This is a genomic window from Massilia sp. P2_C2 (assembly GCF_056404615.1).
Window position 1 is genome coordinate 17,684 of record NZ_JBFUDR010000005.1, and the last position, 26,493, is coordinate 44,176.

The 26,493-nt window shown below is 66.9% G+C and carries 25 protein-coding genes; 9 read left to right on the plus strand and 16 right to left on the minus strand.

Annotated features, from left to right (window positions below; translation table 11 throughout):
• Positions 1-3: 3 nt before the first annotated feature.
• From AC1DYX_RS01310 to AC1DYX_RS01330, 5 genes are all read left to right on the plus strand, one after another.
• Positions 4-684 (plus strand): ABC transporter ATP-binding protein, encoded by a 681-nt coding sequence (locus AC1DYX_RS01310; protein ID WP_477255499.1) that lies wholly within the window; start codon positions 4-6, stop codon positions 682-684.
• 10 nt (positions 685-694) lie between these two features.
• The gene (locus AC1DYX_RS01315) at positions 695-3,103 is read left to right on the plus strand and encodes an ABC transporter permease (RefSeq protein ID WP_477255501.1); all 2,409 of its coding nucleotides are present in this window, start codon (positions 695-697) and stop codon (positions 3,101-3,103) included.
• Between the two features lie 29 nt (positions 3,104-3,132).
• Positions 3,133-4,524 carry an alpha/beta hydrolase family protein gene (locus tag AC1DYX_RS01320; RefSeq protein WP_477255503.1) on the plus strand — a complete coding sequence of 464 codons (1,392 nt, stop codon included), beginning with the start codon at positions 3,133-3,135 and terminating at the stop codon, positions 4,522-4,524.
• Between the two features lie 94 nt (positions 4,525-4,618).
• The gene (locus AC1DYX_RS01325) at positions 4,619-5,299 is read left to right on the plus strand and encodes an ABC transporter ATP-binding protein (protein WP_477255505.1); all 681 of its coding nucleotides are present in this window, start codon (positions 4,619-4,621) and stop codon (positions 5,297-5,299) included.
• 10 nt (positions 5,300-5,309) lie between these two features.
• The gene (locus tag AC1DYX_RS01330) at positions 5,310-7,712 is read left to right on the plus strand and encodes an ABC transporter permease (RefSeq protein WP_477255507.1); all 2,403 of its coding nucleotides are present in this window, start codon (positions 5,310-5,312) and stop codon (positions 7,710-7,712) included.
• 1 nt (position 7,713) lies between these two features.
• Here AC1DYX_RS01330 and AC1DYX_RS01335 read toward each other — a convergent pair whose 3' ends face one another.
• Both AC1DYX_RS01335 and AC1DYX_RS01340 read right to left on the minus strand, forming a co-directional pair.
• The gene (locus AC1DYX_RS01335; RefSeq protein WP_477255509.1) at positions 7,714-8,184 is read right to left on the minus strand and encodes an FKBP-type peptidyl-prolyl cis-trans isomerase; all 471 of its coding nucleotides are present in this window, start codon (positions 8,182-8,184) and stop codon (positions 7,714-7,716) included.
• 108 nt (positions 8,185-8,292) lie between these two features.
• Positions 8,293-10,170, minus strand: coding sequence for a potassium transporter Kup (locus AC1DYX_RS01340; RefSeq protein ID WP_477255511.1), 1,878 nt, complete (start codon positions 10,168-10,170; stop codon positions 8,293-8,295).
• 140 nt (positions 10,171-10,310) lie between these two features.
• Here AC1DYX_RS01340 and rarD point away from each other — a divergent pair, with 140 nt between their 5' ends.
• Positions 10,311-11,162, plus strand: a complete 852-nt coding sequence (rarD, locus tag AC1DYX_RS01345) for an EamA family transporter RarD (protein WP_477255513.1) — start codon at positions 10,311-10,313, stop codon at positions 11,160-11,162.
• Positions 11,163-11,411: 249 nt separating this feature from the next.
• Positions 11,412-13,079, plus strand: coding sequence for an energy-dependent translational throttle protein EttA (gene ettA, locus AC1DYX_RS01350; RefSeq protein WP_477255515.1), 1,668 nt, complete (start codon positions 11,412-11,414; stop codon positions 13,077-13,079).
• 16 nt (positions 13,080-13,095) lie between these two features.
• Here ettA and trxB read toward each other — a convergent pair whose 3' ends face one another.
• The 8 genes from trxB to mrtJ are packed head-to-tail and all read right to left on the minus strand — an operon-like array spanning position 13,096 to position 21,140.
• Positions 13,096-14,034, minus strand: coding sequence for a thioredoxin-disulfide reductase (gene trxB / locus AC1DYX_RS01355; RefSeq protein WP_477255517.1), 939 nt, complete (start codon positions 14,032-14,034; stop codon positions 13,096-13,098).
• A 1-nt stretch (position 14,035) separates the two neighbouring features.
• Complete coding sequence (gene dsbD, locus AC1DYX_RS01360) at positions 14,036-15,835, minus strand: protein-disulfide reductase DsbD (RefSeq protein WP_477255520.1); 1,800 nt, start codon at positions 15,833-15,835, stop codon at positions 14,036-14,038.
• Positions 15,832-16,746 carry an FAD:protein FMN transferase gene (locus AC1DYX_RS01365; protein WP_477255522.1) on the minus strand — a complete coding sequence of 305 codons (915 nt, stop codon included), beginning with the start codon at positions 16,744-16,746 and terminating at the stop codon, positions 15,832-15,834. The genes dsbD and AC1DYX_RS01365 overlap by 4 nt, the downstream gene beginning before the upstream one ends.
• A complete protein-coding gene (locus tag AC1DYX_RS01370) occupies positions 16,740-17,888 on the minus strand; it encodes a DUF3570 domain-containing protein (protein WP_477255524.1) in 1,149 nt (382 codons plus the stop codon). Before AC1DYX_RS01370 ends, AC1DYX_RS01365 begins: the two co-directional genes overlap by 7 nt.
• An 8-nt stretch (positions 17,889-17,896) precedes the next feature.
• Positions 17,897-18,106 carry a DUF4266 domain-containing protein gene (locus AC1DYX_RS01375; RefSeq protein WP_477255526.1) on the minus strand — a complete coding sequence of 70 codons (210 nt, stop codon included), beginning with the start codon at positions 18,104-18,106 and terminating at the stop codon, positions 17,897-17,899.
• A complete protein-coding gene (locus AC1DYX_RS01380) occupies positions 18,103-18,618 on the minus strand; it encodes a TlpA family protein disulfide reductase (RefSeq protein ID WP_477255528.1) in 516 nt (171 codons plus the stop codon). Before AC1DYX_RS01380 ends, AC1DYX_RS01375 begins: the two co-directional genes overlap by 4 nt.
• Entirely contained in the window at positions 18,615-20,765 is a 2,151-nt protein-coding gene (locus tag AC1DYX_RS01385; protein WP_477255530.1) for a choice-of-anchor D domain-containing protein, read from the minus strand. The genes AC1DYX_RS01380 and AC1DYX_RS01385 overlap by 4 nt, the downstream gene beginning before the upstream one ends.
• An 18-nt stretch (positions 20,766-20,783) precedes the next feature.
• A complete protein-coding gene (gene mrtJ / locus AC1DYX_RS01390) occupies positions 20,784-21,140 on the minus strand; it encodes a JDVT-CTERM system glutamic-type intramembrane protease MrtJ (protein ID WP_477255532.1) in 357 nt (118 codons plus the stop codon).
• A gap of 305 nt (positions 21,141-21,445) precedes the next feature.
• On the opposite strand from mrtJ, the gene AC1DYX_RS01395 reads away from it, so the two are divergent.
• Positions 21,446-22,009 carry an REP-associated tyrosine transposase gene (locus AC1DYX_RS01395; protein ID WP_477255534.1) on the plus strand — a complete coding sequence of 188 codons (564 nt, stop codon included), beginning with the start codon at positions 21,446-21,448 and terminating at the stop codon, positions 22,007-22,009.
• A gap of 220 nt (positions 22,010-22,229) precedes the next feature.
• Here the strand turns inward: AC1DYX_RS01395 and AC1DYX_RS01400 are convergent, their stop codons facing one another.
• Positions 22,230-22,802: a porin family protein gene (locus tag AC1DYX_RS01400; RefSeq protein ID WP_477255536.1), complete on the minus strand. Its 573-nt coding sequence runs from the start codon at positions 22,800-22,802 to the stop codon at positions 22,230-22,232.
• 181 nt (positions 22,803-22,983) lie between these two features.
• Positions 22,984-23,559, minus strand: a complete 576-nt coding sequence (locus AC1DYX_RS01405) for an alpha-ketoglutarate-dependent dioxygenase AlkB family protein (protein WP_477255538.1) — start codon at positions 23,557-23,559, stop codon at positions 22,984-22,986.
• A 70-nt stretch (positions 23,560-23,629) separates the two neighbouring features.
• Here AC1DYX_RS01405 and AC1DYX_RS01410 point away from each other — a divergent pair, with 70 nt between their 5' ends.
• Positions 23,630-24,211: a putative pterin-binding protein gene (locus AC1DYX_RS01410; protein WP_477255541.1), complete on the plus strand. Its 582-nt coding sequence runs from the start codon at positions 23,630-23,632 to the stop codon at positions 24,209-24,211.
• On the opposite strand, the gene AC1DYX_RS01415 is transcribed toward AC1DYX_RS01410, so the two are convergent.
• The 4 genes from AC1DYX_RS01415 to AC1DYX_RS01430 form a co-directional block, all read right to left on the minus strand.
• The gene (locus tag AC1DYX_RS01415; RefSeq protein WP_477255543.1) at positions 24,202-24,564 is read right to left on the minus strand and encodes a hypothetical protein; all 363 of its coding nucleotides are present in this window, start codon (positions 24,562-24,564) and stop codon (positions 24,202-24,204) included. The two genes, AC1DYX_RS01410 and AC1DYX_RS01415, sit on opposite strands and share 10 nt — an antisense overlap.
• A 129-nt stretch (positions 24,565-24,693) precedes the next feature.
• Positions 24,694-25,074, minus strand: a complete 381-nt coding sequence (locus AC1DYX_RS01420) for an MAPEG family protein (protein ID WP_477255545.1) — start codon at positions 25,072-25,074, stop codon at positions 24,694-24,696.
• Positions 25,071-25,895 (minus strand): Rossmann-like and DUF2520 domain-containing protein, encoded by an 825-nt coding sequence (locus AC1DYX_RS01425; RefSeq protein WP_477255547.1) that lies wholly within the window; start codon positions 25,893-25,895, stop codon positions 25,071-25,073. The genes AC1DYX_RS01420 and AC1DYX_RS01425 overlap by 4 nt, the downstream gene beginning before the upstream one ends.
• Positions 25,895-26,473, minus strand: a complete 579-nt coding sequence (locus AC1DYX_RS01430) for a DUF924 family protein (protein ID WP_477255549.1) — start codon at positions 26,471-26,473, stop codon at positions 25,895-25,897. Before AC1DYX_RS01430 ends, AC1DYX_RS01425 begins: the two co-directional genes overlap by 1 nt.
• Between the last annotated feature and the right edge of the window lie 20 nt (positions 26,474-26,493).

The window sequence follows — 26,493 nt, forward strand, 5'->3', positions numbered from 1 at the left end:
GACATGCTCAGACTATCAGGCGTCAGCAAGATCCATACCGCGGGCGAGGTCCGCACCACGGCCCTCGACCGCATCGACCTCGAGATCGCCGCCGGCGAATACGTGGCCATCACCGGGCCGTCCGGCTGCGGCAAGTCCACGCTGCTGTCGGTCCTCGGCCTGCTCGACGTGCCGACGTCCGGCGAATACTGGTTCGACGGCCGCGACGTGGCCGGCTGGAGCGAGGCGAAGCTGAATGCGCTGCGGCGCGGGAAAATCGGTTTCATCTTCCAGAGCTTCAACCTGATCGAGGAATTGAGCGTGTTCGAAAACGTCGAACTCGCGCTCGAATACACGGGCACGCGCGCGGCCGAGCGCCGCCGGCGCGTGCGCGACATGCTCGATCGGCTGGGCGTGGCGCACCGCGCGGGGCACCGGCCATCGCAGCTCTCGGGCGGGCAGCAGCAGCGCGTGGCGATCGCGCGTGCCCTGGTGGCCGGGCCGGCCATGCTGCTGGCCGACGAGCCGACCGGCAACCTCGACACGGCGCATGGCAATGAAGTCATGCGCCTGCTGCGCAACATCAATGCCGAGGGCACGACCGTCGTGATGGTCACGCACTCGCCCGCGCACGCGGCGCAGGCTTCGCGCACCTTGCGCCTGCTCGACGGCCGCATCGTCGTCGACGCGCTGCAGGCGGCATGAGGAGGCCGCGATGAACCTGCGCGATTTCCGCATCGGCTGGCGCCTTCTCGTCAAGGAGCCGGCGTATTCCGCGGTGGTGGTGCTCGGCCTGGCGGTCGGCATCGCCGTATGCTTCCTGCTCCTTGGCTTCGTCCGCCACTCGTTTTCCTACGACGAGCACGTGCCCGGGCGCGAGCGCGTGGTCCAGTTGCAGGAGCGCTGGAACCTGGCCCTGCTTGGCAACGGATGGGGCAGCACCGCCAGCCTGCCTGCACGCGACGCCGCGCTGGCGAGCGGCCAGCCGGTGCTCGCCACCGCCTTTCTCGACCGCGGCATCAATGTGCGCGTGGGCGACCGGGTCCATGCCTTCGGCGTCGCGCTGGTCGATCCCGACTTCGAGAAAATCTTCGCGCCGCGCGTCCTCGCGGGCGACCTGCGCGCCGCCCTCACCCGGCCGGAGGCGCTGGCGCTGACCGCGGACACCGCCCTGAAGGTGTTCGGGCGCATCGACGTGGTCGGCCGGACGCTGCAGGGTGACCACCGGACTTATGTGGTGGCGGCCATCCTCGCCAACCCGCCCGCCGCCACCACGATGCCGTTCGAGGCGCTGGCCGGCACGGGCAGCGTGATCATGCCTGACGATGCACGCAGGTTCGCCGCCGGCACCTGGGGCTTTTCGCCCGGCAGGGTCTACCTCAAGCTGCTGCCGGGCGCCGATCCCGGCGCAGTGGTAGACGCCCTGCGGCGCGGCCTGCGCGCATCGCCGTTCGTTCAGCGTGACTACGCCCAGCAGGTGGCGGCGCTGGGCGGGCGCGACCTGATCGATTATCGCCTCCAGCCGATCACCGACGTGTATCTCGCGCCCGATCTGAACGACGTCCTCGCACCGCACGGCAACCGCCAGGGCGTGATCGGCCTGGGGGCCGTGGCCGTGCTGGTACTGCTGCTGGCCGCGACCAACTACGTCAACCTGGCCACCGTGCGCACGCTGGCGCGCCAGCGCGAGATCGCCGTACGCAAGGTGCTGGGCGCCTCCGCGCAGGCCGTGGCACGCCAGTTCCTGGCCGAGTCGGTGCTGGTCTGCGTGCTCGCGAGCGTCCTCGGCCTGCTACTGGCCTGGCTGCTGCTGCCGATATTTTCCGACCTGGTGCAGCGCAAGCTGGACAGCATGTTCAGCCCAGCCACGCTGGCGGCAACGCTGGCGCTGGGCGTGCTGCTCGGCCTGGCCGCCGGCGCCTGGCCGACCTGGTCGGCGCTGCGCGTGCGCGCCACCGCCGCCCTGGCCGGACGCGGCGGCGCCGAGACCACGCGCGGGGTGTGGATCCGGCGCGCGCTGACCACGCTGCAGTTCGGGGTCGCCATCGGCCTGACCGCCACCACGCTCGCCGTCGCCTGGCAGACACGCTACGCCAGTACGCTCGATCCCGGCTTCGACGCCGCGCCGCTGCTGATGTTCCCGGCAGAGAATGACATGCGCGATCCGCGCACGCGCGCCCTGCGCGACGCCGTCGCGCGCCTGCCCGGCGTGGCCGGCGTGGCGGTGTCGCACCTGCCGTTCAGCGTCGGCCACAACATCGTCACGCTGCGCCGCGCCGGCGGCACGGCCACCGACCTCAACCTGTATGCCACCAGCCCCGAATTCTTCGACGTCTACGGGGTCAAGCCGGTGGCCGGACGCCTGTATTCACCCGCGCTCGACAAGTTCAACGATAACGACCGCGTGGTGATCAATGCGGCGGCCGCGCGCCAGCTCGGTTTTCCTTCGCCGCGCGAGGCGGTCGGGCAGATGCTGACCAACGGCGCGGGAGGCGACAAGCCGATGCGGATCGTGGGCGTGGCCCCGGACCTGCGCCAAAGGTCGGCGCGCGACGGCCAGCAGCCAAGCGTGTTCTTCCTGCGCGACCGCGTGGGCGGGTTCACGGTACGCTGCAGCGGCGACATCGATTCGGTCAGACGCGCCATCGAGGCCCTGTGGCCGCGCTACTTCCCCAACGAGTCCGTGGACGTCGTGCGCCTGTCGGCACTGGTCACCGACATCTTCTATGCCGACGACCTGCGCCTGGCCGGGCTGCTGGCGGCAGCGAGCGCGATCGCGACCGCGATCGCCGCCTTCGGCATCTACGTATTGGCGGCCTACAGCGTACGCCGGCGCGAGAAGGAAATCGTGCTGCGCAAGCTGTACGGGGCCGGCCACGCGGCGATCGCGCGGCTGGTGGCACGCGAGTTCGCGGCGCTGGTCGGCGCCGGCGCCCTGCTCGGCCTGCCGTTCGCGTGGGTGGCGATCCAGCGCTGGCTGGGTGGTTTCGCCGAGCGCGCGCCGATCGGAGGGTGGACGCTCGTCGCCGCCCTGCTGGTGGCGGCCGTGGTGGCGCTGGTGGCCACCCTGCGCCACGCGCTGGCGGCGGTGCGCATCCGCCCGGCTCTCGCGCTGCGCGAATGAATCAACTTCACACTAACAAGCGGACTTTCATGAAATTACTCAATCAGGCACTTTGTGCCCTTGCTCTACTCGTGGCACTCGAACCAGTTGTCCACGCAGGCGTCGTGGCAGACCACCCGGGTTACTGGATGGGGGATCTCGCCTTGCCCGACGGTCGGGTACTCAAAAGCGGGATGGAATTATTCAAGCGGGCAGACGGGTCCGCATGGGCAAGTTTTGCGAGTCCCGATCAAGGTGCTTATGACATCCCGGTCATACACATAAAGGAACAAGGCGACACAGCGCAGATCACGCTGCCCTTTGGCGACATGACCGTCACCTGGGCGGGGACATCGTTCAAGGCCGAGTGGCACCAGGGCGGCGCCAGCTTCCCTCTTGAACTCAAGCGGGTAAGCGCCTTTCCGCACAGGGCACGACCTCAGGATCCAGTCGGACCTTTCCCCTATACCGAACGGACGATTGCCATACCGGCCGCAGACAGCGTGATGCTCGGGGCGACTCTGTCGATTCCAAAGGGCGTCATCAAGCCGGACCTGGTCGTCCTGGTACATGGCTCGGGGCCCGAAACGCGCGACGAGGAGGTTGCCGGGCATCGTGTCTTTGCCGTACTGGCAGACCATTTGCTTCGCCAGGGCATCGCCGTGCTTCGCTACGACAAGCGAGGTATATCGCGCTCGACCGGGGATTATGAACATCATACCCAATCCCAGTTGCGTGATGACCTGGCCGCCGTGGTCGATGCATTGAAGGCACGCCATGAATTTGGCCGCCTGGGTCTGATTGGACATAGCGAAGGAGCGCAAATTGCGGCTGCCGTCACGGCATCAAAAAGCCGATCCATCGACTTTCTCGTATCGCTGGGCGGCGTCGGCCTGCCTGGTACGGATCTTATGCTGCTACAGGACGAGCAGGCGGCAAAAGACCGAAACGCCTCGCCGGAAGACATCACAAGGCTGATGCGCTATGTGCGCGGCTTTTATCAAACCGTGATTGCCGAGCCAGATAACGTAGCCCGTGTCGCTGCGCTGAAGGCATATCAGGATGCTTTGCCGGAGACGGACAAGAACTTAATTGCGAAATATGAAATGAACAGGGGAACGCTGTCGCTGGACATGGCAGCGCAGCCGTTCCTGCGCGTTATCCTGATGGCTGATCCTCGACCAGACTGGCGTCGGGTGCGCTGTCCAGTCCTGGCGCTGAATGGTAGCCTGGACCACCAGGTTCCGGTGCAGAGTTTGTCAGGAATTGCCGTCGCGTTATCCGAAGGCGGAAACAAACGTGTCGAGTCTGCAGTCGTTCCTTCAGCGAATCACCTGTTCCAGACGGCGAAGACGGGCAGCGATGCCGAATATGGAGATATTGAAGAGACGATCGCTCCGACCGTGCTGAACAAGATTTCCACATTTATTCGCAAGCCATGAATCCACACATCATGCAGCCGCCGTCAGGCAGCGACCGTATTGACGAAAGACCCCGACATCCGCCAACATCGACGTCTATCGACAGGAACAGCGCATGCTCAGACTATCAGGCGTCAGCAAGATCCACACGGCGGGCGAGGTCCGCACCACGGCCCTCGACCGCATCGACCTCGAGATCGCCGCCGGCGAATACGTGGCCATCACCGGGCCGTCCGGCTGCGGCAAGTCCACGCTGCTGTCGGTCCTCGGCCTGCTCGACGTGCCGACGTCCGGCGAATACTGGTTCGAAGGGCGCAACGTGGCCGGCTGGAGCGAGGCGAAGCTGAATGCCCTGCGGCGCGGGAAGATCGGCTTCATCTTCCAGAGCTTCAACCTGATCGAGGAATTGAGCGTGTTCGAGAACGTCGAACTCGCGCTCGAATACACCGGCACGCCCGCGGCCGAGCGCCGCCGGCGCGTGCGCGACATGCTCGAGCGGCTGGGCGTGGCGCACCGCGCCGGGCACCGGCCGTCGCAGCTCTCGGGCGGCCAGCAGCAGCGCGTGGCGATCGCGCGCGCCCTCGTGGCCGGACCCGCCATGTTGCTGGCCGACGAACCGACCGGCAACCTCGACACGGCGCACGGCAACGACGTGATGCGCCTGCTGCGCACCATCAATGCCGAGGGCACGACCGTCGTGATGGTCACGCACTCGCCCACGCACGCGGCGCAGGCGACGCGCACCCTGCGCCTGCTCGACGGCCGCGTCGTCGTCGACGCGCTGCAGGCGGCGTGAGACGGCCGCGATGAACCTGCGCGATTTCCGCATCGGCTGGCGCTTTCTCGTCAAGGAGCCGGCGTATTCCACGGTGGTGGTGCTCGGCCTGGCGGTCGGCATCGCCGTGTGCTTCCTGCTGCTCGGTTTCGTGCGCCATTCGTTTTCGTACGACGAGCACGTGCCCGAACGCGAACGCGTGTTCCAGCTGGAGGAACGGTGGAACGTGGCCCTGCGCGGCAACGCATGGGACAGCGCCGCCAGCATGCCCGCACGCGACGCGGTGCTGGCGAGCGGCCAGCCGGTGCTCGCCACCGCCTTCCTCTACCGGAACCCCAGTGTGCGCGTGGGCGACCGGGTCCTGGGGATCGGCGTCGCGCTGGTCGATCCCGACTTCGAAAAGATGTTCGCGCCGCGCGTCCTGGCGGGCAACCTGCATGCCGCCCTCACCCGGCGGGAGGCGCTGGCGCTAAGCGCGGACACCGCCCTGAAGCTGTTCGGGCGCCTCGACGTGGTCGACCGGACACTGCAGGGCGACCACCAGACTTATGTGGTGGCGGCTGTCCTGGCCAACCCACCCGCTACCACGATGCCGTTCCACGCCCTGGCCGGCATGGGCAGCGCGGTCCTGCCGCCCGGTGCGAGCGACTACTCCGCCGCTAACTGGGGCTTCACGCCCGGCCGCATCTACGTCAAGCTGCTGCCCGGTGCCGATCCCGGCGCGGTACTGGACGCGGTGCGCCGTGGCCTGCGCGCGTCGCCGCTCGTGCAGCGTGACCATGCCCAGCAGGTGGCGGCACTGGGCGGGCGTGACCTGATCGATTATCGCCTCCAGCCGATTGCCGACGTGTATCTGGCGCCCGACCTGAACGTCATCTTCGGGCCGCACGGCGACCGGCAAAGCGTGATCGGCCTGGGCGCCGTGGCCGTGCTGGTACTGTTGCTGGCCGCGACCAACTACGTCAACCTGGCCACCGTGCGCACACTGGCGCGCCAGCGCGAGATCGCCGTGCGCAAGGTGCTGGGCGCGTCCGCGCAGGCCGTGGCGCGCCAGTTCCTGGCCGAGTCGGTGCTGGTCTGCGTGGTTGCGACGACGCTGGGCCTGCTGCTGGCCTGGCTGCTGTTGCCGGTATTTTCCGACCTGGTACGGCGCAGGCTGGACGGCATGTTCAGCCCGGCCGCACTGGCGACGACGCTGGCACTGGGCGTGCTGCTCGGCCTGGCCACCGGTGCCTGGCCGACCTGGTCCGCGCTGCGCGTGCGCGCCAGCGCCGCCCTGGCCGGGCGCGGCAGCGGAGAAACCGCGCGCGGCCTATGGCTGCGGCGTGCGCTGACCACGCTGCAGTTCGGTGTCGCCATCGGCCTGACCGCCACCACGCTCGCCGTCGCCTGGCAGACGCATTACGCCAGTACGCTCGATCCGGGCTTCGATCCCGCGCCGCTGCTGTTGTTCGCTGTCGATAACGACCTGAGCGATCCGCGCACGCGCGCCCTGCGCGATGCCATCGCGCGCCTGCCGGGCGTGGCCGGCGTGGCGGCTTCACTCGTGCCATTCAGCGTCGGTCACAGTACCGTGACCCTGCGCCGCGCCGGCGGCACGACCACCGACATCAACTCGTACAACGTCACCCCGGAATTCTTCGACGTCTACGGCGTCAAGTCGGTGGCCGGTCGCCTGTACTCGGCGGAGCTCGACAGGATCAATGACGACGACCGCATGGTGATCAATGCGGCGGCGGCGCGCCAGCTYGGCTTTCCCACGGCGCGTGACGCGGTCGGGCAGATGGTGACCAACTACGCGAACGGCCGGCCGACGCAGGTCGTGGGCGTGGCGCCCGACCTGCGCCAGCGCTCGGCGCGCGACGGCCAGCAGCCGAGCGTGTTCTTCCTGAATGACCACGTCGGCGCATTCACGGTACGCTGCAGCGGCGACGTCGACACGGTCAGGCGCGCCATCCTGGCGCTGTGGCCCCGCTACTTCCCCAACGAGGAGTTGGACGTCACGCGCGTGTCGACGGTGATGTCCAATATCTTCTATGCCGGCGACCTGCGTCTGGCCGGGCTGCTGGCGGCAGCGAGCACGATCGCGACGGCGATCGCCGCCTTCGGGATCTACGTGCTGGCCGCGTACAGCGTGCGGCGACGCGAGAAGGAAATCGTGCTGCGCAAGCTGTACGGAGCCGGCCACCCGGCAATCGCGCGGCTCGTCGTACGCGAGTTCGCGGCGCTGGTCGGTGCCGGGGCCCTGCTCGGACTGCCGTTCGCGTGGATGTCGATCCAGCGCTGGCTGGGCGGGTTCGCCGAGCGCGCGCCGATCGGCCCCTGGACGCTCCTCGCCGCCCTGCTGGTGGCGGCCGTGGTGGCGCTGGTGGCCACGCTGCGCCACGCCCTGGCGGCCGTGCGCATCCGCCCCGCTGCCGCGCTGCAGGAGTGAATCAGCAGGCCGCGCTGCCGCAGACTTTCACGAGCTCGACTTCGAACACGAGACCGTTGTTGCCCGGGATCGCACCCGGCACGCCGCCCGCGCCATAGGCCAGGCTGCTGGGAATGAGGACGGTGCGCTTGCCGCCGACCTTCATGCCCGTCACGCCCTGGCCGAAGCCGGGGATCACGGACTCGTTGGTGCCGACGGCGCCGATGACGAAGGTGAAGGGCTTGCCCGGCTGGGACGCGTCGAACTTGCTGCCCTTGAAATCGGCGGCGGCCGCGCTGTACAGCCAGCCCGTGTAATTGACCTGCACGCGCGCGCCGTTCACGGCTTCGGTGCCGGTACCGATCGAGATGTCGGTCTTCGTCAGCGCGGCGGGATTGTTGACGACGGACGAGCCACCCGATCCACCGCCGCCGCAGGCGGACAGGTTCAGGATGGCGACGAAGGCGGCGGCCAGCGGGAAGGACAGTTTCATGGGACTCCTACAGGACAGGTTGGGTTAACGGATGAGAAAACCGAACCTTACCAACCCGTCCTGCAAGCGTCTGTCGAGGCTCTGTCGAGGATTTGTACCCCTTTGTATTTAGATCTCGACCTGCGTACCAAGCTCGATCACGCGGTTGGCCGGAATCTGGTAATAGTCGGCGGCCGTGCGGGCATTGCGTTGCATCGCCACGTACAGGTGCTCGCGCCATGGCGCCATGCCCGTGCCCGGCACCGAGATCACGGTCTGGCGCGCGATGAAGAACGACGTCTCCATCATCTCGAATTCGAGGCCCTTGACGGCGCACAGGCGCAGGATGTCCGGGATGTTGGCTTCGTCCTTGAAGCCATAGGTCACGTTGAGCTGGAAGCAGTTGTGGCCCAGCGGGACGACCTCGACCTGCTCGCTTTGCGGCACGTACGGCTCCTCGCGGATGTGCACCGTGAGGAAGGCCACGCGCTCGTGCAGCACCTTGTTGTGCAGCAGGTTGTGCAGCAGCGCGTGCGGCACGCCGTCGGTCTCGCCGCGCAGGAAGATGGCGGTGCCGGCCACGCGGTCGGGCGGCGCCACGAACAGCGACTGCAGGAAGTCGTCGAGCGGGATCGCATGTTTTTCCAGGTTCTCGAACACCAGTTCGCGGCCGCGCTTCCACGTCAGCATCGTCGTCAGCAGGATCGCGCCGAGCAGCAGCGGGAACCAGCCGCCGTGCAGCAGTTTCAGCGTGCTGGCCGAGAACAACATGACGTCCATCGCCATGAAGAAGCCGGTGGCGCCGAAGCACAGCCACAGCGGCAGGTGCCAGCGGTAGCGGATCACGAAGAACGTCAGGATCGTCGTCGCGAACATGGTCGCCGTCACCGCGATGCCGTAGGCACCGGCCAGCTTGTCCGACGAACCGAAGCCCACCACGGCCAGCAGCACGACGATCAGCTGCAGCCAGTTCACGGCCGGAATGTAGATCTGGCCGATCTCGCTTTCCGACGTGTGCATCACGCGCATGCGCGGCAGCAGCCCCAGTGCGATGGCCTGGCGCGTCATCGAGAACGTGCCCGAGATCGTGGCCTGCGACGCGATCACGGTCGCCATCGTCGACAGCAGTACGAGCGGCAGCACGCTCCAGCTGCCCAGCTGGTGGAAGAACGGGTTCTCGAGCGCTTCCGGATGCGTGATCAACAGGCCGCCCTGGCCCAGGTAGTTCAAGGCCAGCGCGGGGAACACGACCATGAACCAGGCGAAGCGGATCGGCTTCTTGCCGAAGTGGCCCATGTCCGCGTACAGCGCCTCGGCGCCGGTAAAGGCCAGCACGACGGCGCCCAGCGCGATGAAGGCGATCAGGCGCTCGCGCAGCATGAACTCGAACGCATGCAGCGGGTTCAGGGCCTGCAGGATCACGGGCGCCTGCACGATATTGATGACGCCCATGACGGCCAGCACGACGAACCACACGACCATGACCGGGCCGAACCAGCGGCCGATGCCGGCCGTGCCGTGGCGCTGCACGCTGTACAGCCCGACCAGCACCACGATCGTCAGCGGCACGACGTATTTTTCCAGGCCGGGCGTGGCGACTTCCAGGCCCTCGATCGCGCCCAGCACGGAGATCGCCGGCGTGATCACGCTGTCGCCGTAGAACATGGTGGCGCCGAACACGCCCAGCACCATCAGCACGTAGTGCCAGCGCGACGTGCGCGTGACGGAGTTCAGCGCGAGCGCCATCAGGGCCATGATGCCGCCCTCGCCGCGGTTGTCCGCGCGCAGCACCAGCGTGACGTACTTGAGCGAGACGATCATCGTCAGGCCCCAGAAGATCAGGGAGACGATGCCGAGGAGGTTCGGCGTGGACAGGGCCAGGCCGTGGACGGGATCGAAGATGGTCTTGAGTGTGTACAGCGGGCTCGTGCCGATGTCGCCGTAGACGATACCGACTGCGGCCAGCGTCAGCGCCGCGAGGCTGCTTTTCTTGTGTTGCGACGTCAAGGTTTCACCGTTTTGTTGTTCTGGTGCGTTGCACCATAGAATAATTGACAAGGAAAGACAAGCCGCAACTTTACAGACGGGATGCTATTTTCTCAAAGTTTTTTGCCGGCATTGGATTACAACGTGCGCAGTCTGCATCAATGCGGATCGCCCGAGCGCACGCGTGGCCGTTACCGAGGGAAACTGGAGTGCCGCCGCTGCAGATCCTCGCGCACCGCATGGTGTGGTCGCTGCTCTTCCTCGTGATCGTGCTCGCCGTGCGCCGCCAGTGGGCCTGGCTGAACCTCGTGCGCCAGCCGCGCGTGTTCGGCAGCTTCGTCGCGTCGGCCCTGCTGCTCAGCATCAACTGGCTGATCTATATCTGGGCCGTCAACAACGGCCACGTCATCGAGTCCAGCCTGGGCTATTTCATCAATCCGCTCGTCAACATCATGTTCGGCTCGATGCTGCTGAAGGAACGCCTGCGGCGCACGCAATGGATGGCGATCGCCGTCGCGGCGCTGGGCGTGGCGTGGCTGACGTGGCAGGCCGGCAGCGTCCCGTGGATCGCGCTGGCGCTGGCCGTGTCGTTCGGCGGCTACGGCCTGCTGCGCAAGACGGCCGCGCTGGGCGCACTGGAAGGCCTGTCGTTCGAGACGATGGTCTTGTTCCCGCTCGCGGCCGGTTACGTCGCCTGGCTCAGCATGCACGGCCAGAACGCGTTCCTCAACACGGACTCGAACACCACGCGCCTGCTGCTCGTCGCGGCCGGGCCGATCACGGCGATCCCGCTGCTGCTGTTCGCGGCGGGCGCGCGCAAGATTCCGCTGTCGATCGTCGGGTTGCTGCAGTACATGTCGCCCACGCTGCAATTCCTGCTGGGCATCTGGCTGTTCCACGAAGCCTTTACGCCGGACCGCCTCGTCGGCTTCGTGCTGATCTGGCTCGCACTGGCCCTGTTCGCGGCCGAAGGCCTGCTGAACCGGCCGCAACCAGTTGCCAAACAAGCCTGAAAATTCGGGGTCAGAGCACATTTCCGGAAAAATTCGGGGTCAGAGCAAATTTTGGAACAATTGCCCAACAGGTTGATAGATCCTGTCGGCCTTAGTTCCACACACCGAGGTACGATGTCGTGCCGCCCGATTTTGCTGCTTGAGCAATTGCCCGAAAAAGGGCTCTGACCCCGAATTTGGCGAAAAACCTGCTCTGACCCCGAATTTTCAGTATCCTGTCGTCCTCATTCAATCGAAGCACAATACCTAATGGCCAATTACGTCTACACCATGAACCGCGTGGGCAAGATCGTCCCACCGAAACGCCAGATCCTGAAGGACATTTCGCTGTCGTTCTTCCCGGGCGCGAAGATCGGCGTGCTGGGCCTGAACGGCTCCGGCAAGTCGACGCTGCTGAAGATCATGGCCGGCATCGACACCGACATCCAGGGCGAAGCCCGTCCGATGCCGGGCCTGAACATCGGCTACCTGCCGCAGGAACCGCAACTCGATCCGGAAAAAACCGTGCGCCAGGAAGTGGAAAGCGGCCTGGGCGAAGCGTTCGAGGCGCAGGCGAAGTTGGAAGCCGTGTATGCCGCCTATGCCGAACCGGACGCCGATTTCGATGCGCTGGCCAAGGAGCAGGAGCGCCTGGAATCGATCATCGCCGCATCCGACGGCGGCAACCTGAACCTGCAGCTGGAGATGGCTGCGGACGCGCTGCGCCTGCCGCCGTGGGATGCGAAGGTCGGCGTGCTGTCCGGCGGCGAGAAACGCCGCGTGGCGCTGTGCAAGCTGCTGCTCTCCAAGCCGGACATGCTGCTGCTCGATGAACCGACCAACCACCTGGACGCCGAATCCGTCGAGTGGCTGGAGCAGTTCCTGCTGCGCTTCCCGGGCACCGTCGTCGGCATCACCCACGACCGCTACTTCCTCGACAACGCCGCCGAATGGATCCTGGAACTGGACCGCGGCCACGGCATCCCCTGGAAGGGCAATTACTCGTCCTGGCTGGAACAGAAGGAAGCCCGCCTGAAGCAGGAAGAAGCGACAGAATCGGCACGGCAGAAGGCGCTGGCGAAAGAGCTCGAATGGGCGCGCCAGAATCCGAAGGCACGCCAGGCCAAGTCGAAGGCGCGCCTGGCCCGCTTCAACGAACTGTCCGAATACGAATACCAGAAGCGCAACGAGACGCAGGAGATCTTCATCCCCGTCGCGGAACGCCTGGGCAACGAAGTCATCGAGTTCAAGAACGTCTCGAAAGCCTTCGGCGACCGCCTGCTGATCGACAACCTGTCGTTCACCGTGCCGCCGGGCGCGATCGTCGGCATCATCGGCCCGAACGGCGCCGGTAAGTCGACCTTGTTCCGCATGATCGCCGGCACCGAGCAGCCGGACAGCGGCGAAGTCGTCATCGGCAAGACGGCAAAGGTCTCGCTGGTCGACCAGTCGCGCGACAGCCTGGCAGCCGGCAAGACCGTGTTCGAGGACGTCAGCGGCGGTGCCGACATGCTGTCCGTCGGCCGCTTCGAGATGCCGTCGCGCGCCTATCTCGGCCGCTTCAACTTCAAGGGCGCCGACCAGCAGAAGCTCGTCGGCAACCTGTCCGGTGGTGAACGCGGCCGCCTGCACCTGGCCAAGACGCTGCTCAAGGGCGGCAACGTGCTGCTGCTGGACGAACCGTCGAACGACCTGGACGTCGAGACCCTGCGCGCGCTGGAAGACGCGCTGCTGGAATTCGCGGGCAGCGTGATGGTCATCTCGCACGACCGCTGGTTCCTCGACCGCATCGCCACCCACATCCTCGCGTTCGAAGGCGAATCGCAGGTCACCTTCTTCAACGGTAACTACCAGGAGTACGAAGCCGACAAGAAGAAACGCCTGGGCGAGGAAGGCGCCAAGCCGAAGCGGATCCGTTACAAGCCGCTCACTAGCTGATTACAGCTGATCCACGCTATCCCTCCAGGTAGCGCAAGGCATCCAGCGCCGCCATGCACCCGGTGGCGGCGCTGGTGATGGCCTGCCGGTAGACGTGGTCCTGCACGTCGCCGGCGGCGAACACGCCGGGAATGCTGGTGGCCGTTGCCAGGCCGTGGCGTCCGGCGCGCGTAACGATGTAGCCGTTTTCCATCTCCAGCTGGTCCGCGAAGATGGCCGTGTTGGGCTGGTGGCCGATCGCCACGAACATGCCGTGCACGGGCAGCACGCGCATACCCGCACTGCCGCGCAGGCGCAGCGCCTGCACACCCGCCGTATCGCCCAACACTTCCTCCACCTCGTGGTTCCACAGGATGTCCACCTTGCGCTCGTCCACCCGCGCCAGCAGGCGCTCGACGAGGATCGCCTCGGCGCGCAACTGGTCGCGGCGATGCACCAGCGTCACGCGCGCCGCGATGTTCGACAAGTACAGCGCCTCTTCCACGGCCGTGTTGCCGCCGCCGATCACGGCCACGTCCCGGCCGCGATAAAAGAAGCCGTCGCAGGTGGCGCAGGCCGAGACGCCGCGGCCCATGAACGCCTGTTCCGACGGCAGGCCCAGGTAGCGCGCCGACGCGCCGGTGGCGATGATCAGCGCGTCGCACGTGTAGTCGCCCAGGTCGCCGGACAGACGCAACGGCCGCTCGCGCAGGTGCGCCGTGTGGATGTGGTCGAAGACGATCTGCGTGTCGAAGCGCTTCGCGTGCAACTCGAAGCGGCGCATCAACGCCGGTCCTTCCACGCCGTCCGGGTCGGCGGGCCAGTTCTCGACGTCGGTCGTGGTCATCAGCTGCCCGCCCTGCGCGATGCCGGTGACGAGCATGGGGTTCAGGTTGGCGCGCGCCGCGTACACGGCGGCGGAATAGCCCGCCGGGCCGGAACCCAGGATCAGGACGTTGGCATGTCGGTTCATCATGTCAGGAAGCGATGTGGTTCGAAAGATGACGGGAGAACCGGTCGGGCGCCATGAAGCCGATCACGCGGCCGTCCGGCACCTCCTTGCCCTGCTTGAACAGGATGATGCCGGGCGGCCCGAACAGGCCGAATTTCTTCATCAGCGCGCGGTCCTCGTCGTTGTTGGCGGTGACGTCGACCTGCAGCAGGCGCACCTGCTTCATCTGCGCCTCCACCTTCGGTTCGGAAAACGTGAAGCGTTCCATCTCCTTGCACGACACGCACCAGTCGGCATAGAAATCCAGCATCACGGGCGTGGTGGACGCCGCGAGCACGCGATCCAGTTCGGTCAGGGTGCGGATGCGCTCGAACTTCTGCGCCTTGTTCTCCTGTGCCGCGGCGACCGGTGTCCCGCGCAGGTGCGCGAGCGGCTGCAGCACGTCCCGGCCCGCGCTGGCGGCACCCAGCAGTTCGAACAGGCCGGCCGTCAGCAGCACGAGACCCAGCGTCTTGCCCGCATACGCGCCCAGTCCCGCGCCCGCGCCGATCGGCTCGAACACGCGCAGGAACACGGCGCACAGCACGGCGAACGCGCCCCACAACAGCATCGCAACGGTCACCGGGAACACGGGCGTCACCATCCAGATGGCGACCGCCAGCAGCAGCAGGCCGAACACGCGCTTGACGTGGTTCATCCACGCGCCGGCGCGCGGCAGCAGGCTGCCCGCCGAGACGCCCGTCAGCAGCAGCGGCACGCTCATCCCCGCCGCCATCGAGAACAGCGCCCAGCCACCCGTCCACACGTTTTTCGTCTGGCTGATGTACAGCAGCGCGCCCGCCAGCGGACCGGCCACGCAGGGCCCCACGATCAGCGCCGACAGCGCGCCCATGACGAACACGCCGGCGAAGCGGCCACCGCTCATGCGCCCGCTCGTCGCGGACAGGCGGCTCTGCAGGCCGCTCGGCAGTTGCAGCTGGTAGACGTCGAACATCGACAACGCCAGCGTTACGAGCAGCGCGCCGAACGTCAGCAGCACCCACGGTTTTTGCAGCGCGCCGGCCAGGCCCTCTCCCGCCAGGCCGGCGGCGACGCCGAGCGCCGTGTAGACGAGCGCCATGCCCAGGCTGTACGCCAGCGCCAGAATCAAACCTTTGCTGCGCGAGACATTGCCTTCGCCGACGATGATCGACGACAGGATCGGCACCATCGGCAGCACGCATGGCGTGAACGACAGCAGCAGGCCGAACGCGAGGAAGGCGAGGCCGATGCGCCAGGCGCTGCCCGATTGCAGCGTGCGTTGGGCCAGCGAGCTGTCGTCTTCCTGCGCGGGCGGCGGCGCGGCCGCGGGTACGGCTGCGGGTGAGACCGCATCCGCCGTCGCGGGCTGCAATGCGCCCGGCACGGCCGGATCGACATTGAACGCCACCTCGGCGGGCGGATAGCACAATCCTTCGTCCGCGCAGCCCTGGTAGCCGACGCGCAGCACGAACGGCGTCTTCGCCTCCGCCTTCAACGGCAGGTCGGCCGCCAGCTGGCCCGCATAGGTCTCCATCTCCTTGTTGAAATTGCTGTCGAACTTGCGCACGCCGTCCGGCAAGGCCGGCTGGCCGACCTGCGGCGCGGTGAACACGAGGCGGTCGCGGTACAGGTGGTAGCGGGGCGCGATGGTCCAGGCCAGGTGCACGATGCCGCCCGGGCGCAATTCGGCGCTCAGCTGGAACGCCTGTTCGGGCGGCAGGAAGTCGTCGTCGGCACGCGCCGGCTGCGCGGCCGCGCAGGCCAGCAGGACGAGCGCGGTCATCCATCGAAAGAAGTGCTTCATGATGCGTAATCTCCTGAAATGCTGTGGTGATGCACGTTTCCCGCGCTGTCGATGGCGAAGTACGCCAGTCCGCTGGCGGAAAGGAATGCCAGCGCGTCGGCCTCCTTCAGCATGGCGATGGTCGACACGCTGCCCCCGAGCGCGGCCAGCGGCGCCAGCACGCTCACCGAACGCCAATGCGACACCGGCATGCCGGTGCGCGGATCGAGCACRTGGCAATAGCGCTTGCCGTCGAGGTCGAAGCAGCGTTCGTAGTCGCCGCTCGTCGTCAGCGCGCCCTGGCTGACGGCGATGCTGGCGACGATGCCGCCGGCCTTGCGCGGGTCCTGGATGCCGATGCTCCACGGCCGGCCATCCGGCTGCGGCCCGATGAAGCGCATGTCGCCACCGAGGTTCACGTAGCCGTGCCGCACGCCGCGTTGCGCCAGCTGCGCACACGCGCGGTCGGCCGCGTATTCCTTGCCGAAGCCGCCGAAGTCGATCTCCATGCCGGCACGCGGCAGGAAGATCGCGCCGTCCTCGCGCCGCACGGCCGCCCAGTCCACCAGTGCCAGCAGCGGCGCCAGTTCGTCCGGGCCGGGCACGCGCGGTTTGCGGAAATCCCAGGCGCGGCGCAGCACGCCGGACGTGATGTCGAACAGGCCACCGCTGGCACCATATAAATGGTCGGCGTAGGCAAGCAGCTGCCACGTCTCGTCGTCGCATTCCACGCGATAGCGCCCCGCCGCCGCGTTGATGCGGCTGACGATGCTGTCGGCGCGGTAGCGGGAGTAGATGCGCTCGATGCGCCGCACTTCCGCGATCGCCGCCTGCGCCAGTTGTTCCGCCGTGCCGTGATCGGGCGCGGCCAGCCGGATCTCGCAGCGGCTGGCCATCGCCTCGAACGGAACGCGGTGGACCGCCTCTACCATCGCCGCGTCAATCCGATCTGGAGGATGCGGGCACGCAGCGGCGCCAGCCCCGGACTGCCGTCGTGGAACAATCGCCAGCTGGCGCGCTGTTCGTAGCCTTCGACCTTGACGTCCACCGTCCACAGCTTGCCGATCTCGCGCGCCACCTTCAGCCCGACCGTCACGGCGCCGAAGCCGGACAGGCGCTGGTCCGGTGACGACAACCGGTTCGGGTCCGCGCCGCTCGAGAAGCCCGGCGGGAACGGCGCGCCGAGTGTCGCGTCGTACACGGGGTCGTAGTAGAAATATGCCGCGCTCTGCGTGTACAGGCGCAGTTCCGGCACGATGGTCCACCCGTTACCCAGCGGCTGCACGTATTCGCCGGACAGCGTATGGGCACGGATGCGGAACGAATCGCTGTAGTAGCGGTAGCCCAGGCGCGTCGTGCCGCCCGTGGCATCGACGTAGTGGTTCCAGCGCAGCAGCACGGTGTTATCGCGCCGCGACCGCGGCCGGTTGTCGAACAGTTTATACGGGTCGTTGTAATAGCCGCTGCCGTTGGTGCGCGTGAGCGTGAGCTGGGCGATGTCGTTCGGCGTCAACGCCCGCGTCACGCCGGCGAGCACGCTGACCGTGCGCTTGTGCTCGTCGACGACGACGTTGTTGACGGGGTTGATGCTGTCGAGGCTGCCCGCGAGACCGAATGCCCACGTCGTGTTGTTGTCCTCGCTGGACAAGGTCCCGTTCAGCGACAGCACGCGCGACACATAGTCGTGCTCCGTCGAATACGCCGCGCCGGCCGTCAGCGTGCCGCGCCGGAAGTAGCGCGTGACGGCAAAATCGCCCGCCTTCCTCTCGTCCTGCATGTGCGAGGCACCGGAGATGGCGGTGTGGTAGCGCGGCGATGCACCGGACACGTCGTCGGCCGTCAGCGTGCCTTCGACCGACCAGTCGCTTGCCATGGGCGCCGTCACCGACACCGACGGCGAATGCGCGTGGATGCGGTCCAGGCCGGGCTGACGGTCGGCGTAGTCGAGATAGCGCAGGCTGATGCTGCCGTTCTGAGGGGGTTCGTCGGCCTGCGCCTGCACGCCGGGCAGCAGCAGCGCCGCGGCGAGCAGCGCGGCCGCCAGTTCCTGTGGGGATTGTTTGGAAGTCGTCATCATGCTCCTCAGTTGCAGCCGCAGCCGCCGCCACCCACGCCCGCGCCGCCGGATGCGGCTTCGCGGCTCGTGTAGATATGATCGGCGTAGCGGGTCTCGAGCCTGTCGCCGCCGAAGGTCATCTGCGGCTTCGCCAGATTTCCCTTTTCCCAAGGCTGCACGGTGGTGCAGCCGGCCAGCGCCAGCAGCGCCGGCGCAATCAGTCGAACAACCTTCATTTCGCGCCTCCCAACGCTTTCTGGATCACCTGTTCGAGGGCCGTGCGGTCGGCTTCCTTGAAACCCGCGTGCTCGTACAACACCTTGCCGTCCGGCCCGATCAGGACGCTGCTGGGCATGCCCCTGATGCCGTAGGCGCGCGGCGTCGCGCCGGCCGGATCGAACGCGATCGTGAAGCGGGCCGGCGTCTCGGACAGGAAGCGGCGCGCGTCGTCGCTCTTCGCGTCGAGGTTGACGCCGACCACCTGCAGCCCGCGCGCGCCGTAGCGCGCCTGCATCTCGTTCATCCACGGGAACGACTGGCGGCACGGGCCGCACCACGACGCCCAGAAATCCACGTACACGAGCCGGCCCTGCAGCTTCGCCAGCTGCACCGCGGCGCCATCCTTGCCGGGCAGCTCGAACTGCGGCGCCGGGACACCGCGGTCGAGCGCAGAGGCGCCGCTCGCCTGCAGCGCCGCCGCGAGGACGATCGCCATGCGCAACACGCGCGTCGTACGGGCGCTCATCATTTCACCTCCTTGCGGACGAAGCGACGCCAGCCGAGCACACCGAACGACAACACGACCAGCAGCGCGAGCACGGGGTCGTTGCCGCTGGTCGCGGCCGAACAACCACCGCCGCCGGCATTCTGCGGCGTGGCCGCGGTCGGCCCGGACGGCGCAACCGCCGCATTGCCCTTGCCGCTCAACGCGACGGTCCACGCGCCGCCGCCGTCGGCCGCCAGCGCCATGCTGCCGCTGGCATCACCGGCACCGACCGGCGTGAAGCGCACGACGAGGTCGCAGCTGGCGCCCGGTTGCAGGGTGAACGGCACGGCCGCGCAGCCGGTGCTATCGGCCTGCAGTGCGAACGGGCCCGTGAACGTGGCGGCCGTCACCGTGGCGGCGCTGGCGCCCGTGTTGGTCAGGGTGATGCGGTGCGTGGGCGCGGTGCCGTTGACGTCCGCGCTGCCGAAGTCGAACGATTGCGGATTCACCGTCAGCATCGGCACGGGCACGGCGACGCCGGTACCGCCCAGGTTCACGTTGAGCTGGCTGCCCGCATCCGTCATCAGCACGAAGGCCGCGGCACGCTGGCCGGCGGCCGTCGGCTTGAAGCTCACGTCGATGGTGCAGCTGGCCGACGGCGCGACGGTCACGTTGGCCGCGCAGGTACCGCCCAGCACGAAGTCGGTCGCCTGCGCGCCGTCCAGCACGAGCGATGCGACCTTGAGGGACGCCGTACCGCTGTTCGACAGCGTGACGGTGTGGGCGGCGGAACTCTTGCCGACCTGCGCGTCCGCGAACGCGACCGGTCCCGCTTCGGACAGGGCCGGCTGCGCGGCCGGTGCCGCGGTACCGGTGCCGCTGATGGCGACCTGCAGCGGCGCGGCGTTCGACGTCACGGCCAGGGTGGCCGCCGCCGCGCCCACCGTCGTCGGTGCGAAGGCGAGGGTCACGGTGCAGTTGGCACCCACCGCCAGCGTCGTGCCGCACGTTTTGCTGGCGATGCTGACGCTGGCCGCGCCCGAGACGGCGATGCCGTTCAGCGTGAGCGCCACGTTGCCGGTGTTGGACAGCGTGACGGTCTGCGTGGCGGCCGTGGCGCCGATCGTCTGCGTGCCGAAGGCAACGGCGGATGGATTCGCGCCGACGGCAGGCGCCGGCGCGGCGACGGTGCCGGTGAGCGCCACCGACACGGCGCCGTTGGACGCGTTCGAGGCCAGCGCGAGATTGCCGCTGAACGTGCCGCTGCCGGAGGCATTCGCGCTGACGGTCACGGTGCAGCTGCCGCCGGCCGGTACCGGCGTCGCCGTGCTGCAGGTGCCGCCCAGCGTGAACACGCCGGCATTGGCGCCGCCGACGGCGATACTGCTGAAGGTCAGCGCCGCCTGCCCCGTGTTATTGACCGTGATGCTGCGCGCAGGCGATGCACTGCCGGCGACGAGGGCACCGAAGTCGATGGCATTGGCCGACAGCGCGACGGTCGCCTGCGGCACGGCATTACCGGTACCGGAGAGGCTCACGGTGCTGGAACCGCCCGTGGCATTGTGCGCGATGACGAGCGACGCGCCGCGCGTGCCGGCGGCCGTGGGGTTGAAGCCGATCTGCACGGTGCAGCTGGCGCTCGCCGCCAGCGTGGTGCCGTTGGCGCAGGTGCCGCCGCTGATCGTGTAGTCGCCGGCAGCCGCGCCGGTGAGCGACAGCGTGCCCACGGTCAGCGTGGCATTGCCCGTGTTGGACAGGGTGGTGGCGAGCGGCGACGCCGCCTGGCCGATGGTGGTGGCGGCAAAGCTCAGCGACGCCGGGTTGACGGAAGCGGCCGGTGCCGCTGTCACGTTCGGGTTGCCGATGAAGGCCGCCAGGTCCGCAAGTTCCGCCGTGCTGAAGCGGCCACTGAACATGCCCATGCCGCCCTTGTTGGTGCTGATGGCGTTGCTGATGACGCTCGGCTTGTCGGCTGCGGCCTGGATGTTGTTGACGTTGGAGGCCGGCGAAGCGCCGTGGCAGGCCTGGCAGGCGGTGCCGCCGCCGACCGGGCCGTTCAGGTAAAGGCTCTTGCCGTTCAGCGCATCGGCCGCGTGCGCGGCCGGAACGAAGACGCACAAGGCGAGGACAGGCCAGGCGCGGCGCAAGCGCCCCGGCAGGGAAGAGAGACGTCGATGCAGCCCGATCATAGGGACTCCCAGATTCGTTCAAAGGACACAGCCACCCAAGGCCAGTGCGTTCATCCCGCAGTGCAGCAGCGCGCACAGGCGCCAGTCACGGCTGCGCTGGTACAGCAACGCCAGCACCGCTCCCGGGGCCAGCACCAGCAGCACCGCGCGCCAGCCGGAGCCCAGGTGCAGCAGCGCGAACGCGGCCGCCGACAGCGCCACCGATAGTCCCGCCGGGCCACCGCGTCGTATCAGCCATTCCTGCAACCCGGCGCGTACCACCCATTCCTCCAGCACGGGCGCCAGCAACAGCAGGCGCACCAGCGCGGCGGCATCGGGTGCGGCGACCTGGCCGGTACAGACCAGGTGCGACGACAACAGGGCAATGGACGGCATGATCGGCACAGGGCAACCCGAACGGCTCCGGTAGCGGGTGCTACTGCGGAAATCGTCCGGTTAATACCGAACAAACAAGAAAGGTTCAGTCCGCCTGGAAAAAAATTTCGTGCGGGCACGCGAACGGCGCCCAACTGGTGTCAAAACGACATGATTGCCATATCCACCACATCGTTTAATGCGCGGAAATGGATCGGGGTCAAACAGATATCGTGGGTAGAATCGACGTGATTGAGGTTCTTCAAAGCGTGCGCGTTTGCGCCAGATCGACACGAATTGGCTGCGCCGCTTGGCAGACTATGTTCATGACACATTACCGCGACAACCGGGTCCCGGGCGGGACGTTCTTTTTCACGGTGCACCTGCTGGATCGAGACAGCACCTTACTGACAGACCATTTCTCGGCCTTTGGCGAAGCGATGCGGCAGGCGCGCATCCGCAAGCCCTTCCACGTCGATGCGTGGGTCGTGCTACCGAACCATGCCCATGCGATCTGGACTTTGCCGCCGGGCGACCACGACTGCGCAACGCGCTGGCGCGCCGTCAAGATCGCGTTTTCGAAAGCGCTGAACAAGGCCTGCACGCCGGGCGGCGCCAGGCCGAAGGGAGAGTCCGGCACGGGCGACGGCACCATCTGGGAACGCCATTACCGTGCCTACCGGATCATCAGCGACGAGGAATACGCCAGCCTGATCGACTACGTGCACGGCAACCCGGTACGCCACGGCTTTTGCCAGCATGCGGCCGACTGGCCGTGGTCGTCGCTGCACCGCTTCGTCGCGGCAGGTTTCACGGCCCCCGCGCAGCCGCTCGCGCTACCGCCGTGGATGCGAACGCCGAGCCAGCCCGCACAGATCGTGTATCCCTGACAATCTGGAGCAAATTCGGGGTCAGAGCACTTTTTCGAGACATTGCTCAGATGGCAAAAGGCTGTCGAACATCGCGGCATGGCCTAGCCTACGACGAAGTCCGAGCTTGCGGCCCTTCCCTCTTGAGACATTGTTCAAAAATGTGCTCTGACCCCGAATTTTGGGCAAAAAGAAAAAGGGCCCGCTGGCCCTTTTTCCCCCAGGAGTAAAACGACTACGCTCAGAAGCTGTAGCGCGCCCCCACGGTCCAGGCGTCGGCCTTGGCGCCGAAAGCCTTGCTTTTGCCGTAACGCTCATACTCGGCGGTCAGCGCAACCTGCTGGTTGATGTTGTACTGCAGACCGACGGCGCCATAGGCACCCGTATCGGTGTCCTTCAGGTTCAGGGCAGCGCTTTCCAGCTTGCGCTCGCTGTGCTGCAGGCCCAGCTTGCCGTACACGGAGAACTGGTCGTTGACCGGGACATTGTACTTGCCGGCGACATAGTAACCATAGCCCTTGGTGTGGCCGCCCGCGCTGGTGCCGTCAGCATTGCTGTAGCTGAAGTCCGAGTTGCGGATGTCCGTGTAACCGGCTTCCACGCCCCAGTTCTGGTCGAATTCATAGCCGCCAAAGATCTTGGCCGAGGCTTTATAACCGTCGCTGTTGAAATTGGTCAGGCCACCGACCGACGAATCTTTATGGTCCGCCGTGGCAACGCCGACACCGACATAGGCGCGCGGTTGGGTAGTTTGGGCCTGGGCCGCGCTCATGGCGGCGGCGCCCGCGATCAGTGCAACGATGAGTTTTTTCATGTTCGGATTCCCTTTGCGTTGTTTGACTGGTTCGCAATTCTTTTGAATCGCGATGTGGTCAAGATAGCACCGCAAAGTGGTGAAAGTCCCGGCTGAACTCGTAAGAGCTGTAAGCAAATGTAAGTAAGTGACTCCAAATTCAGTAATTCTTTAATGAAAATTGAGGCAAGATAACACCAGTTTAGCTCACGTAACGAAAAGTTAGGTTGATCCTTGGTCCAACCACTTTAGCGGTCCGATGGATGCCGTGGAGCCAGTTGGCTTGCAGGCAACCGCCCATCAGGAGCAGGCTGCCATCGGTCAGGTCGAGTTTCACGGTGCGGCCGCTGGCCTTGTGGCGCAAGATGAATGTGCGGGTGGCACCATAGCTGAGCGAGGCAATGACGGGTTGCCGGCCCAGTTCCGGCTCGTCGTCGCTGTGCATGCCCATGCGGTCGGCGCCGTCGCGGTAAAGGTTCAGCAGCACGCTGTTGTAGCGCCGCCCTGTGACGTGCTCGACGGCCGCGCGCAGTGCTTCCAGCAGCGGCGTCAATGGGAGGGGCTGCAGGGTCAGTCCAGAATACGTGTAGCTGGCCTCGCCATACCAGGCCGTCAGGCGCGGCTGCAGGTAGCGCTTGCCGTACACGACGACGCTGTCGGCGCGCCACGGCGTTTCACCCAGCAGGCGCGCGAGGATCTCGGCATTGGCAAGCGGCATGGGAAGCTGGGGAAGCATGGCCAGCTCGCCATCCTCGATGGGGATAGTCTGCAGTTCCATGCCTGTGGAAAACAAATCCATTAGACAATATTGCTATGATGGCGGGATCCATCGACCGAGACATTTTCTCATGAACAAACGCCAATTCCTCGGCGCCGCGGCCGTCGCGGGCGCCTTTCCCGTTGCCGGCCATGCGGCCCAGCCGTCCGGACGGGGCCCTGCCCTGCTGACGGYCACCGGCGCCATCGCGCGCGGCAACCGCGGTCCGCTCGACCCGGCGCTGGACCAGATGATGCACAAGCACCAGGTCACGTTCACGCAAGCGTGGGCATTCGATTACGCCAGCCTGCTGGCGCTGGCGCCGCAGACGATCCGCCCGACGCTGGAATACGACGGCAAGCCGCATACCCTGCGCGGTCCGCTGCTGGTGGACGTGCTGGCACACGCCGGCGCCACCTTGAACGACAGGACGGTGCTGGTGCTGCGCGCGGTGGATGGCTACAACGTCGAGCTGCCGGTCGCCCAGGCACGGGCGCGCCGCTTCATCGTCGCCACGCATATCGACGGCAACCCGATGCCGCTGGGCGGCCTGGGCCCGTTATGGGCCGTGTACGACGCCGACCGGGTGGCGGAAATGGCGGCACTCCCGGTCGCCCAGCGCTTTGCCGCCTGCCCCTGGGCGTTGTATCACGTCGAAGTCAATCACGCGTAGGCTTCGGCCAGGCTCATCACGCGGGGCGTGACCTTGATGCCGACGTTGCCGAACAGCGTATCGAGCGCGGCCAGGTTGGCCGCGCATTCCTCGGTCTTCCAGCCTTTGAACAAATCGGTGCCATCCTTGTGGAAATGCAGGTCGAGTACCTTGCCCTTGTCCTTGTGGATATAGCTCTGCTGATAGGTACTCTGGAAACCCAGTTCCGCCAATGCCGTCAGCACGGCACGCGGTGGATTGTCGGGGTCGGTGGCCATGAAAACGCCGAACGTCTTGCCGGGTGGCTTGGCCGCCACGTCGACTTCGTAGATGCCCGGCGCCTTGGTCACGCTGGTGCTTTTCAGGAACAGCATGTTGTCTTCCTCCTGCGCGGATAGCGACAACGTGGCCACCATCCTGTTAATTGAAACCAGACACAGCTTATTGCAGTACGGGAAGTTTGTCGACGTGTCGTTTCCGAGATTTTGCTCTACTGCAACAGCTTATTGTGACAGCAGTCCGATCACGCTGGCCGCGACGAGCGCACCGCAAGCGAGCATGCCGATGACGAAACCCACCTCGCGCTTCGCCGGATCGCGGTAATAACCCAGTGCGTACAGGATACGCCCGATGCACCACAGCAGGCCACCGGCAGCCGCCCAGGCATCGCCCAGATAGTGGCCGCACAACCACAACGGTCCCAGCACGAGCGGCAGCTGCTCCAGCGTATTCGCCTGTACCCGCTGCGCGCTCTGGAACGGCAGCGGACCGTCCATTAACGGCGCCGGCACCTTGTATCTGGCTCTCGCCCAGCCGGCCATCATGCCGGTCCAGAAATAAACGCCGAGCACGGCCAACGTGGCCCATGCGGTCAATACCATCATTTCTCCCTTCGCTTTGCAAGATCCCATGTCGCCATGGCAAGGGCGTCGTACAAATCTCCCGTCAGGGGATCCCACGTGCTGACGGCCGCGTGCTGGCGCGCCACCGTCGCGCCGTCGCCGCGCGCGATCGGGCCGGACAGTGCCGCTTCCGGCCCGAGCCGCAGCACGTTGGCGAGGGTCTCGGTGGCGAGCGGCCGCGCCAGTTCGCGCGCCACGTCGGCCGGGATGCCCGCCGCCTGATAAGCGCGCAGCGCCGCATCCATAACGGTCACGAGGTAGTTCGACGCGAACACGGCCGCCGCATGATAGACGGTCTTCGCGGCCGCATCTATCCGTACCGGACGCGCGCCGATCGCCTCGAACGCGGGCAGCAGGATTGCCAGCGCAGCGGCATCGCCCTCGACGCCGCAGAACGTGCCGTCGAACGAGGCCACGACCGTCTCCGGATCGGCGAAACTGCGCACCGGATGCACGCTGGCGACGCACGCGCCCGCGCGGCGCAGCGCATCCAGTTCGTCCGAAGCCTTGGCGCCGCTGCAGTGGAACACGACCGCCCCCGCCAGCGTCGCCGACTGCGCCAGCGCGGCGGCGACGGGTCCGATGGCATCGTCGGCCACGGCCAGCATCCACACGTCGGCCGGGCGCAGCGCCGCGGTATCGTCGACCGGGGTGCCGGCACCGATGAAGGCGACGCCGGCGCGCGCACTGGCGCTGCTCCGTGTGTGCACGTCCTGCACGGCGAACACGCCGCGTGCCGCGAACAGGCGGCCGAGGGCGCGGCCCACGTGGCCGGCGCCGACGATGTTCAACGTCGCCGTCATCAGAACCGCGAGCCGGGCTGGCGCAGGAACCCGGTTTCTTCAGGCGTCGACGCGCGGCCGAGGATGGCATTCCGGTGTGGGAAGCGGCCGAAGCGCGCGATCACGCCGCGGTGGCGGTGCGCGTAATCGAGCATCTCGTCGAAACCCGGGTGCTCGGCGGCGAGTATGCCGAACAGCTCGACGGCGCGCTCCTGCATGTACGCGTCCTCGGCATGTTCGAACGGCATGTAGACGAAGGCGCGCTGCAGCGGCGGCAACTGGCGATCGGCGCCGCTGTCGACGAGCCGGCGCGCGGCCGCCAGCGCCAGCGCGTCGCCGGCGAACGCCCTGGGCGTGTCGCGGTGGGCGTTGCGGGTGAACTGGTCGAGCACGAGGATGCGCGCGAGCGCGCCTTGCGGCCCCTCGTCGTCCCACTCGCGCAGGCCGCCGGCCAATGCCTGTTCGATCGTGGCGCCGAAGCGCCCGCGGACAATGGCGTCGAATGCGTCCTGCTTGACGAACCATTCGCGGCGCGGCTTGCCGGCATCGAGGCTGCCGGGTGCGCCGAACCAGAAATCGAGAACTTCCTGCGATGTCATCGTGCTCCTTCTTGATTGCG